At 55.1% G+C, this 11,460-nt stretch carries 8 protein-coding genes; all 8 read right to left on the bottom strand.

Going from position 1 to position 11,460, the window contains the following annotated elements; translation table 11 throughout:
* Positions 1–10 precede the first annotated feature (10 nt).
* The 8 genes from accD to asd all read right to left on the bottom strand — a co-directional run bounded on the left by accD (position 11) and on the right by asd (position 11,370).
* Complete coding sequence (accD, locus tag ACG1BZ_RS06820) at positions 11–865, bottom strand: acetyl-CoA carboxylase, carboxyltransferase subunit beta (RefSeq protein WP_282931874.1); 855 nt, start codon at positions 863–865, stop codon at positions 11–13.
* Positions 866–1,025: 160 nt separating this feature from the next.
* Positions 1,026–1,835 carry a tryptophan synthase subunit alpha gene (gene trpA / locus ACG1BZ_RS06815; protein ID WP_413664953.1) on the bottom strand — a complete coding sequence of 270 codons (810 nt, stop codon included), beginning with the start codon at positions 1,833–1,835 and terminating at the stop codon, positions 1,026–1,028.
* A gap of 92 nt (positions 1,836–1,927) precedes the next feature.
* Positions 1,928–3,151 carry a tryptophan synthase subunit beta gene (gene trpB, locus ACG1BZ_RS06810; protein ID WP_108732438.1) on the bottom strand — a complete coding sequence of 408 codons (1,224 nt, stop codon included), beginning with the start codon at positions 3,149–3,151 and terminating at the stop codon, positions 1,928–1,930.
* A gap of 576 nt (positions 3,152–3,727) precedes the next feature.
* The gene (locus tag ACG1BZ_RS06805; RefSeq protein ID WP_413664952.1) at positions 3,728–4,336 is read right to left on the bottom strand and encodes a phosphoribosylanthranilate isomerase; all 609 of its coding nucleotides are present in this window, start codon (positions 4,334–4,336) and stop codon (positions 3,728–3,730) included.
* A 125-nt stretch (positions 4,337–4,461) separates the two neighbouring features.
* Complete coding sequence (truA, locus tag ACG1BZ_RS06800; protein WP_413664951.1) at positions 4,462–5,355, bottom strand: tRNA pseudouridine(38-40) synthase TruA; 894 nt, start codon at positions 5,353–5,355, stop codon at positions 4,462–4,464.
* A gap of 132 nt (positions 5,356–5,487) precedes the next feature.
* A complete protein-coding gene (locus tag ACG1BZ_RS06795) occupies positions 5,488–8,871 on the bottom strand; it encodes a FimV/HubP family polar landmark protein (RefSeq protein ID WP_413664950.1) in 3,384 nt (1,127 codons plus the stop codon).
* Positions 8,872–9,068: 197 nt separating this feature from the next.
* Positions 9,069–10,064 (bottom strand): Asd/ArgC dimerization domain-containing protein, encoded by a 996-nt coding sequence (locus tag ACG1BZ_RS06790; RefSeq protein WP_413664949.1) that lies wholly within the window; start codon positions 10,062–10,064, stop codon positions 9,069–9,071.
* A gap of 190 nt (positions 10,065–10,254) precedes the next feature.
* On the bottom strand, positions 10,255–11,370 hold the full coding sequence (asd, locus tag ACG1BZ_RS06785; RefSeq protein ID WP_413664948.1) for an aspartate-semialdehyde dehydrogenase: 1,116 nt from the start codon (positions 11,368–11,370) through the stop codon (positions 10,255–10,257).
* Positions 11,371–11,460 lie beyond the last annotated feature (90 nt).

Below are 11,460 nucleotides of genomic sequence, written 5' to 3'. Positions count from 1 at the left end.
GGAATGGAAATCAGTTGCCGGTCAGTTTACCCAATATGCGGGACACTGTAGAGCGCATTTCCTTGCGAGGAATAATCATATCAATTGCGCCGTGCTCCAGCAGGAACTCACTGCGCTGGAAACCTTTCGGCAATTTCTGGCGAATGGTCTGCTCGATAATATTCGGGCCGGCAAAACCAGCGCGCGCTCCGGGCTCCGCCGCGTTGATATCACCCAGCAGGGCCAGGGATGCGGAAACACCACCGTAAACCGGGTCGGTCATAATGGAGATATATGGCACGCCGGCCATCTTCATTTTTTCCAGCACCGCCGAGGTTTTGGCCATCTGCATCAGGGAGATCAGGGCCTCCTGCATACGGGCACCACCGGTAGCAGAGAAACAAACCAGCGGGATACGCTGCTCCAAGGCACGCTGAGCGGCACGGGTAAAGCGCTCGCCGACCACATAGCCCATGGAGCCACCGTGGAAAGCGAACTCAAATGCTACCGCTACCAGGGGGGCACCATTCAGGCTGCCCTGCATGGCGATCAGGGCATCCTTCTCACCAGTGGACTTTTGTGCCTGTACCAAGCGGTCTTTATATTTTTTAACGTCTTTAAACTTCAGGCGATCAACCGGCTGCACATCGGTGGCCAGCTCTTCACGACCTTCCTCGTCGAGGAAGATATCCAGGCGGCGACGGGCGCCGATTCTAAAGTGGTGATCGCACTTGGGGCACACATCCAGATTGCGTTCCAGCTCCGGGCGGTAAAGCATCGCATCGCATTTGACGCACTTCTTCCAAACCCCCTCGGGGACCTTGCTGCTGCCGGTGCGACGCTCTGTGCGAATTACCGCAGGGACAATTTTTTCTAACCAGCTCATCTCGTTTCCAAATCCGGAGGCTTTCTTTGGGCCGGCACATTTTACCGACCAGTGGGTTTCAGGCTAGGAATTAAAACACTAAGCTGAACAACAAACCCGGCCAGATCAGCCGCTATTTTTGGCTTTCTGGCCAACTTTGTGCTTAGACCTGTAGCTGCTTTTAGCGATCCAGGGCTTCGCGCATCTCGCTGACAATAGCTCCAACCGCCGTTTTAGCGGCTTCCAGGTCTGCCGCCGCATCTACTGCCGACACCAGCACGCTACCGACTACAGCACCGTCGCCATGGGCACTGACCTGGCGGGCCGAGGTACCATCTTTGATACCGAAGCCAACACACAGGGGCAGATCGGTAAACTGGCGAATATGGTCCAGATTGTCACGCACTGAATCCAAATCCAGGTGGCCTGCTCCGGTAACCCCCTTCAGGGATACATAGTAAACAAAGCCACTGGCGACATCGGTAATTTCACGAATACGCTCTTCAGTGGTGGTAGGCGTTAGCAGGAAGATATTGCGCAGGTTGCGCTCCGCCAAAAAGGCATTCAGGGAACCGGACTCTTCAGCTGGCAGATCTACGGTCAGGGCACCATCGACACCCGCAGTGGACGCCGCTTCAGCAAACTCCAATTCACCCATACGCTGAATAGGGTTGGCATAGCCCATCAGGATTACCGGGGTGTCACTATCCGACTGACGAAATTCTTTCACCAATGCCAAACATTTGCGCAGCGAAGCCCCATTGGCCAGTGCGCGCTCATGCCCTTTCTGAATTACCGGGCCCTCTGCCATGGGGTCGGAAAACGGCACCCCCAGTTCAATAACATCGGCCCCGCTGGCCACCAACTGATGCATCAACGGCACAGTATTTTCCAAGCCGCCATCGCCAGCGACAATATAAGTTACCAGTGCCTTGCGGCCCTCATCGCGCAACTTGGCAAAGCGGCGATCAATTCTATTTTGTTCTGTCACAGTTTATTCCCTGAGCTACTCCTGGCAAAAAGCCAGCTCAATTATTTGATCTTCACCCATTTTGCCCGCCTCAGAGGCGGGCGGTGATATTGCTACACCTCGATACCGTCGATAGCAGCAACGGTGAAAATATCCTTATCGCCTCGGCCGGAGAGATTCACGAGGACATTCTGTTCAGGGCTCATGGAAGCCGCCAACTTGAGCGCGTACGCGACTGCATGGCTGGATTCCAATGCCGGCAAAATGCCCTCAGTGCGAGTGAGTCGACGGAAGGCATCCAGGGCTTCATCATCATCGGCGGTGACATATTCCACCCGGCCGATATCTTTCAGCCAAGAGTGCTCAGGGCCAACACCCGGGTAGTCGAGCCCTGCAGAAACCGAGTGAGTCTCGATAATCTGGCCGTCGTCATCTTCCATCAGGTAGGTGCGGTTACCGTGCAGAACACCGGGAATACCATCATTCAGTGGTGCAGCATGCTTACCGGAAGCCAGGCCTTCACCGCCGGCTTCGACACCAAACATTTTCACTTCAGCGTCATTCAGGAACGGGTGGAACAGGCCGATCGCATTGGAACCACCACCGACGCAGGCCACCAGCGCATCGGGCAACTGGCCAAAGCGCTCCAAACTCTGGCGACGGGCTTCACGGCCGATAATAGAGTTGAAGTCGCGCACCAATTGCGGATAAGGGTGAGGACCAGCCACAGTGCCGATAATGTAGAAAGTATTATCGACATTGGTTACCCAATCGCGCATGGCTTCATTCATGGCGTCCTTTAGGGTCTTGGAGCCGGATTCCACCGGCACCACTTCTGCCCCGAGCAGTTTCATACGGTATACGTTGGGGGACTGGCGCTTAACGTCTTCCGCACCCATATAAACCGTACACTGCAAACCGAGACGCGCCGCCACGGTTGCCGTAGCCACACCGTGTTGACCAGCGCCGGTTTCGGCAATAACACGGGTTTTACCGCTGTGTTTGGCCAGCAGTGCCTGGCCCACCGTGTTATTTACCTTGTGCGCACCGGTATGGTTCAGGTCTTCCCTCTTAAGCCAGATTCGCGCACCGCCCGCCTGCTCAGTCAGTCGCTCAGCAAGATACAGCGGCGATGGCCGGCCTACGTAGTGCGCCAGATCGTGATCAAAGGCAGCGACAAAATCCGGATCATCTTTCAGGCGGCTATACATTGCCTGAAGCTCATCCAATGCGCTGATCAGCGTCTCCGATACAAAGCGACCGCCGTAGGGACCAAAATGTCCGCTCGCATCCGGGAAGGTGGAAAAATCGATAGCACCTGGCTTACTCACACTCATACTCCGTGGGTCACGTGGGGTTAAAACTTTCTTTCTGTTTACCTACTGTTTGAATAGTTCTCCTTGAACTATTCAAACGTCGCCAGAAAATACTGGCGCAGATGCGTTGATCTGCTGGTATTTGCTGACTCGCGCCGGCCAAGCCGGCAAGCGGCACTTCCCTGTGCCGCTTCAATACTATTAGCCGTAGTTCTCCCTGAACTATTCAAACGTCGCCAGAAAATACTGGCGCAGATGCGTCGATCTGCTGGTATTTACTGGCTCGCGCCGGCTAAGCCGGCGAGCGGCACTTCCCTGTGCCGCTTCAATACTATTAGCCGTAGTTCTTCCTGAACTATTCAAACGTCGCCAGAAAATACTGGCGCAGATACGTCGATCTGCTGGTATTTGCTGGCTCGCGCCGGCCAAGCCGGCGGGCGGCACTTCCCTGTGCCGCCTCAATACTATTAGCCGTAGTTCTTCCCGAACTATTCAAACGTCGCCAGAAAATACTGGCGCAGATGCGTCGATCTGCTGGTATTTACTGGCTCGCGCCGGCCAAGCCGGCGGGCGGCACTTCCGGTGCCGCCTCTAAATCTATCTCTTCGCCGCGCTGACAAACGCAAAAACTTTTTCTCGATCCTTGCGTCCCGGCTGACGCTCTACACCTCCGCTCACATCCACCCCCTGTGGGCGCGCAGCTTCTACTGCTGCAGTTACATTAGCGGGATTCAAGCCACCGGCAAGAACGATCGGGCGACTGCTATCTTGGGGAACCCTGTCCCAATCAAAGGTCTCTCCGGTACCACCGGGGACACCAGGCCTGTAGGCATCCAATAGAAAACCCCGGGCTTTGGGGTGCTCAGTCATTGCGGCTTTGACATCGAGGTCAACTTTCATCCGCAACGCTTTGATATAGGGACGCCGGAATTGTTCGCAGAAACGGGCGCTTTCATCGCCGTGGAATTGCAACAGGTTAAGCGGCACCGATTCCAGTACAGCGTCCACCTCACTCTGTGCCGCATCGACAAATAACCCCGTCAGGGTGACAAATGGGGGAACTGCCGCTGCAACTTTAGCTGCCATATCAAGATCGATATAGCGCGGGCTCAGCTTATAAAATACCAGGCCCAACGCGTCGGCACCTGCATCTACAGCCATCAGAGCATCTTCTATACAAGTGATGCCGCATATTTTTACTTGCATCGTGTAACCTGGACTCAGCCGGCTGGCCGATCAAAAGAGGGAACGACGGATACTAGCAGATAGTCAGAAGGCGCGAAATGCACGCCCTCTCCCAGATTTGCTTTAGCCTCGAAAAATTCAGCAGTTTAACTGGATAGCAAAGCACCCAAAGGCTGTGGCACCAGAAGTGGCCCCGGCTCACACTGGGGAAGCTGGAAATGATCCGGGTAGCGCACATCAACGAGATACAGGCCAAACGGCGGTGCAGTCACGCCGCCGGCGGAGCGGTCCCGCTGATCCAGCACCTCTTTTACCCAAATTGGTGGGCGCTCCCCTCGCCCCACGGCCATCAAAACCCCGGTGATATTGCGCACCATATGGTGAAGGAATGCGTTAGCACTAATTTCCAAGGCAATCAGCTGACCCACTGGAGCAATATCCAGGCGGGTAATTTCGCGCACCGGGCTCTTAGCCTGGCACTGAGAGGCGCGGTAGCTGGTGAAGTCGTGGCGGCCGATCAAGTAGCTGGCTCCCTCACGCATCGCGTCCAAGTCCAGTGAGTGCTGGGTCCAGGTTACCTCAGCGGCGCTGTGTGCCGAGCGGGTTGGTGCGCTGTGGATCAGGTAGCGATAACTGCGTGCGTGAGCGGAAAAACGTGCATGGAACTGCGCCGGCATTTCCCGAGCCCAGCGCACCCGCACGGAATCCGGCAACTTGGTATTAACTCCCTGTACCCAGGCGCGGTCCGGGCGCTGCGCTCGGGTATCAAAGTGAATGACCTGGTTGGTAGCATGAACGCCCGCATCGGTACGCCCGGCACAAACCAAGGTCACATCCTCCGCTGCAATAGTGGATAAAGCCCGCTCCAGATGAGCCTGGACAGTCTCCGATGCAGACTTCTGCTTCTGGAAACCGTGCAACTTGGCTCCGCAGTATTCAACGCCCAGGGCTATACGGCGCAGCCCTTCAGGCAGCCCCTCACCTTCAGGGACCTCCCCATTTGGCTTGTAAATATATTCCCTCTGCGTCACCTGACTCATATCACCAAAACCACTTGCTCTCCCCGCTGCGACTGCGCCGGGTAAAAATCACTGCCGGGAACTTCCCGGTAAAAATAAAAAAACCTCGCAACCAGTGCGAGGTTTTTTTCAAAAACGGAATACGCTGCTAGCTTACACCATCCGCTCCAGCATTTCCTCGGCGCGGTCTTTGTGCTCACCGCCACCATCCTGGGCGACCTCTTTGAGGATATCCTTGGCACCCTCTTCGTCACCCATATCCATATAAGCTTGAGCCAACTCCAACTTGGTCGCCATCTCATCGCCGCCTTCCAGCAAACTCAACTCTGAATTGAGGTCGCTTTCCAGGTTGAAGTCAAGGTCACCAAAATCAGAATCTGACGGCTTTTCAACAATCGCCTCAACCTGCTCTGTCGCTTCAGGCTTAGCTTCAACCAGGGGTTCTGGCTCAAGAGTCAAATCACCCTCAGTGGATTCATCGATGAGAGCCAGCTCATCCTCCAGGGAGAACTCCTCTTCGATTGCATCCGCATTGAAGTCCAGGTCGCTAGCCCCGGCCAGCTCCATACCTGCAGCATCGAGAGTATCCAGATCAGCATCGAGGGATAAATCTGCTGCCGGCTCATTGCTGGCCGCGACTACCTCTGCCGAGGGCTGCTCAGTTGCGTTGAGATCCGCAGCAATATCATCCAGGTCGATACCGTCGAGATCCAGGTCGGAATCCAAGTCGCCGCCGATCATCTCCAGATCGCCATCAGAGAAGTCATCCATGGATAACTCTTCTGCAGACTCCTGGGCAGAGGAGACTCCTTCTGTCAGGGAGATTTCCTCGCTCAAACCGCTGTCAACGGAATCCAGTTCCAGAGCATCATCCAATTCAAAGGCCGTATCCAGCTCAACCGAAGTCTCTTCTTCTGTCTGGGGCTGAATCTCTTCCTCCATCATGGAAAGATCCAGCTCAAAATCCAGGCCCGGAACGGAACCACCGCTGGTAGTTGCCTTTTCTTCCAGCTGGGCCTCAACTGAGGCCTCAGAGTTTTCTTCTGCCGCCGGCTCCAAGTCGAGGGAATCCAGATCCAACTCAGAGGTATCGAATTCTATTGGAGCATCGACACTCTCTTCTGTGTTATCAGAAAGCTCAAGCCCCAAATCCTCTTCAATCAAAGCGGGCTCTTGATTACTTGAGCCCAGATCACCCAGGTCCAACTCACCCAAATCAAGTTCATCAAGATTTAAGTCGTTTTCAACTTCTGGTTCCGATACCTCAGCAGTAACTTCTTGGCTGTCTCCGTCGAGAGCACTGTCCAGGTCCAAATCATCCAGATTGAACTCGGTATCCAGCGACTCACTTTGATCTGCGCTCGCCTGCAACGGCTCTTCAAAGCTGCTATCCAACTCCAGGTCCAGGGACAGCTCTTGCTCAGAATCAGAGCTTTCCTGATCCAATGACAGATCCATAGTCAGGTCATCGAGGAGAGAGGTATCGGGCTCCAGCGCGTCACCGCTACCAACCAGTCCCGGCTCGGCGCTGGTGAAGTCATCGTCCAGGGCCGCGCCGATATCGTCGAGCTGCGCCGCTTCGAAGGACTCATTGGAAAGACCCATAGCCGGGGCTTCAAAATCCGGCGCACCAGCAATGGATTCACGCAGGCGGGCGGCGCGATCGGCAGCAGGACCGTCGCTGATGCTGAGCAGCTGGCGGTAGTGATCGTCAAACTTTTCAACGTCCTGGTTGTGGGCGTAAACCTCCATCAACATCAGGCGCGCATCGACTACCTGCGGGTCCTTTTCCAGGCCCAGCAGCAGCTTGCTTTCCGCTTCCTCATACTGCCCCAGGGACAGGTGAATCTCCGCTTCAGAAATTGGGTCATCAGTGCCTACATCGCCGAGATCGCCCAGATCGAAGGTATCGTCTGCCTCCATGCTCTCAACTGCAGCGAGAGTTTCATCGGGTTCGGCAATATCCTCAGGAATATCCAGCGGCTCTTGTTCCATAGCCATCTGCTGTTCAAGTTCCTGCTGCGCCTCTTGTTCAGCCTTGCGGCGACGCCAGGTGAACAGGCCAAATATAGCGGCCAGCAGACCCGCACCACCCAGGCCAATCAGCATTCCGTTATCGGCCAGCTGCTCCATAAAGGTTGGCTTGGGCTTAGTTTGAACTTCAACTACACGGTTACGCGTCTCTGCTGGAGCCGGTTCTGCTTCAACAGTTTCTTCTTCCGTATCAGCAGCAACATCAAACTCTTCGCTGTCTTCAACAGTCAGGCTGTCATCTAAAGACTCTACTTCAACGCCATCCGCCTCAGTGGGGTCGAGCAACACGTCTGACTGCTCCGCGGCGGCCTGCACCGCAGCCAGTTCCTCATTGGAAACATCAATCAGCGTATCCATGGTATCGATCTGCTCGTCGAGCTCGGCGATACGTTCACGCAATTCAGTGTTTTCGAGCTTGGACTTATCCAGCTCTTCCTCAGCTACTGTGAGATCGCCTTCCAGCGCCTCACTGTCATCAGTGCCGACTCCAGAACCGGAAGTAACGGACTCATTGTCCCCCGGTGCAGCCAGGCTAACGCGCCCTTCAACCGTTTCGCTGACATAGGACTCCTCCTCAACCGCACGGGCATCCAGCGGTGCGCCAGTAGCCACTTCCACTTCGGAGCGCTGGCGCCAGGAGTCATTCTGTTGAGCCACCTCAGAAATCGCCTCCGTCATAGTCAGAGTGCGCAAATCCTCGGTGTTGGGCAGGCGCAGCACGGCACCTTTCTTCAACAGGTTGATATTGTCATTAATAAAGGCTTCTGGGTTCAGCCTTTGAATCGCCAGCATGGTCTGCTGAACAGAGAACTCGCGACTGGCGCGATTTTGCAGCGCGATTTCCCACAACGTATCGGAGGAACTTACCGGGCCATATACCTGGCTGTTGCTCTCACTGGTGTCTGTAGTCGTATAACGTGGCTGCGGGCGAGCGGGCTCGCGAGTTTCCGGGGCAGTCCTTTCAGTTGGGGCTGGTTCGGCTGGTGCCTGACGAGCAGCCGGGGCCGGTGTTGTGCGAGGCTGGGGCTGCTGAACTGGGGCTGTGCGACGCACTTGCTGCCGCTCGCGCTCAGCTGCGCGCACGGGTTGCTGCGCAGCCGTTGGGGAAAACGCCGGCAGGTCCATCAGCAGCGTATATTCGCGCAGTAGACGGCCACTGGGCCAGCGAGTTTCAACCAGGAAATTCAAAAAAGGTTCGCGAATGGCATCGCGACTGGAAATGCGGATAACCGGCTTACCACCGGAGTAGTCCACTTCAAAACTTAAAGAAGTAAGGAGGTAAGAGCGCTCGACACCAGCGCGTTCGAATTCTTCAGGACCTGCGAGGCGAACCCTAATTTCGGTATCTTCCAAACCGCGAGTCTGCAGCAGTCCGATTTCCGCATCGAGAGGCTGGTTAAGGGTCGAGTTGAGCTTGATCTCACCTAGTCCAAGCGCCAGAGCCGCGTTGCTTCCCAGTGCACCGACTAGACCAACTGCAAGTGCCAACTTACGCACACGCATATCCGATTCCCTTTATTGTTAGAACCTTCCCAGGGTTTCCGAAAAGCGCGCCTTCAGAATATCCCCATTACTGAACGGTAATCGTTCAACTAATTAGCCGCCGTTTAGGCAGCCGCCAACTATGGCGAATTTTTCGCCAGTCTCAGCCAGGCCAAAGTTAAGATTACACCTTCACTATGGCCGCTAAGTATTAAATATCAGTAGTTTTTTAGCAACAAGTGGGCAATTTGTGCACAGTTTATTGCTACATCTTTACGCAGGTTGTCAGACACCGCACAAAGATTTAACTGTCGCTTGTTGAGTAGACTTTGGCGCAAGCGGCCGATGATTGTCACGTCACTGCCCACCGCACTTTCTGCCGAGGGCTGCTCCGCCATTTTGAGGCCAGCGCCATTTGCCAGCAGCGCACGCACTTTTTCCAGGTCGACATCTTCAGTTAAAGCGACGCCCAAATTAGCTAGCTGACCGTGGAAAACAGAGACCGTATTGATGCTGGTATCAACTGCTACCGCGTCTCCGAATAAGCGGCGCAGGTCGTGAACCAAAGTCAGCTCACTGAGGGTGTGGCCACTGGCGAGCAGAGCCTCGCAGGCACTGAGCTGGTTAAACGCCAATCGGTGGCCAATCTCAGGATCAATTTCTGCGTCCTGGCCGCTAAACATCCGCGCGGTTTGTGCCGCCATAGCATCAATTGCGGCCTTGCCCAGAGCAGACACCGGCTGATTGAGCTGTACCTCTACCGCTTGCAGTTTATCTTTCAGGGGCGCCAGGGCCTCCGCCACCATAGAGGCGCCGGCACTTGGCAGCGCAACAACACGGCGCTCGGCAGAAGCGAGTTCACCGCTGTTAAACATTGGGTGTACCAGGGCAACACTTTCATCGCCACGGGTGTTGTTGGCCACGTCTACAATCCAGGCGCCATTTTGCTCTGCTGCAGCCATGGCGGCTTCAACGGCATCACCGGCGCTCAGCAGAATCACGACCTGCTTATCGTTAAATGTAAATTTCTCCAGGGACTCCACCGGAATATTGCGATTGGCAAATACTTGGGGGTCCACTTCCCGTTCGTCAGTCTCCAGCAAACTCAGCTGCTCGGCGGAAATTACTTCACGCTCTTCGAGTACTTCCAGCAGGGGACCAAAGGCGGCGTTATCAACACCGACAATGACCAGTTCGCGGGTGGCTTCGGACATGGCAAATCACTTCATTGAATTGGAAAGGGAAAAATGAGGGGCGATTATACCCGTGGGGAAAATTCGAAAAAGGCGCTATGACAAACAGTAGCCGTTTTTTACGCGAAGAAGTTCACAGCTTGGCAAAAAGTCCTCCACTAAAGTGGCCTATTTCCACTCTTAGTAGAGGACTTACTCAGGTTCGTACCAGTTACAGTTTGCCGAGTAAAATCAGCAGGATTCTGCGCAGGGGTTCTGCGGCGCCCCAAAGCAGCTGATCCCCTACAGTAAAGGCGTTTAAGTACTCTGGACCAACGCTCAATTTACGCAGTCGACCAACAGGAATATCCAACTTTCCGGTAACTGCTGTTGGCGTCAGGTTCTGCACCGTAGCCTCACGCTCATTGGGCACCACATTTACCCAGTCGTTGGCACCATTTAACAATTGTTCAATGTCGGCAAGTGGCAAATCTTTTTTCAATTTTATGGTGAAAGCCTGGCTGTGGCAGCGCATGGCACCGATACGTACACAAGTGCCGTCCACCGGAATCGGGTTTTCGGTCTGTAAAATCTTGTTTGCTTCAACTTGCGCCTTCCACTCTTCGCGGCTCTGGCCATTCTCCAACTGGGTATCGATCCAGGGCAACAAACTGCCTGCCAGTGGCGCGCCAAATTCTGCCGTGGGGAATTCTGCTGAGCGCATATCTGCTGCTACTTTGCGGTCAATCTCCAGAATGGCGCTGGCGGGGTCGGCCAGCTCTGTTGCCACACCATCGCGCAGCGCACCCATCTGCGAAATCAACTCGCGCATATTGCGCGCACCGGCACCGCTGGCCGCCTGGTAAGTCATGGCGGTAACCCACTCGACCATGCCCGCCTTAAACAGTCCACCCAGAGCCATCAACATCAGGCTCACTGTGCAGTTGCCACCGATAAAGTTTTTCTGTCCGGCATCAATTGCGCGATCAATCACATCGCGATTAACCGGGTCCAGCACGATCACAGCATCGTCCTGCATTCGCAGGCTGGAAGCCGCATCAATCCAGTAACCCTGCCAACCGGCCTCGCGCAAGCGGGTAAAAACTTCCTTGGTGTAATCGCCACCCTGACAGCTGACAATCGCATCCAGCTGGATCAGTGCATCAATATCGTAAGCATCGCCCAGTGGCGGCAGGGGCCTGCCGATGTCCGGCGCCGTGCCTCCGGCGTTGGAAGTTGAGAAAAAAACCGGGTCGGCGATATGGGCAAAGTCATCCTCTGCTCGCATGCGCTCCAGTAATACCGAGCCGACCATGCCGCGCCAGCCGATAAAACCTATTTTTTGCATTGCGGTGTCCTGTATGTGAGGTGGTCAAAGTGCGCCGCCGGGAAAGCGGCGCGATAGTGGAATCGAAAATTGCGGTTTCGAAACTTGTGG

Origin of the sequence: Microbulbifer sp. CNSA002 (genome assembly GCF_047324085.1) — a bacterium.
Taxonomy (GTDB): Bacteria; Pseudomonadota; Gammaproteobacteria; order Pseudomonadales; family Cellvibrionaceae; genus Microbulbifer.
The sequence above is the reverse complement of the archived record's forward strand: the minus strand, read 5'-3'. Positions and strand labels throughout refer to the sequence as shown.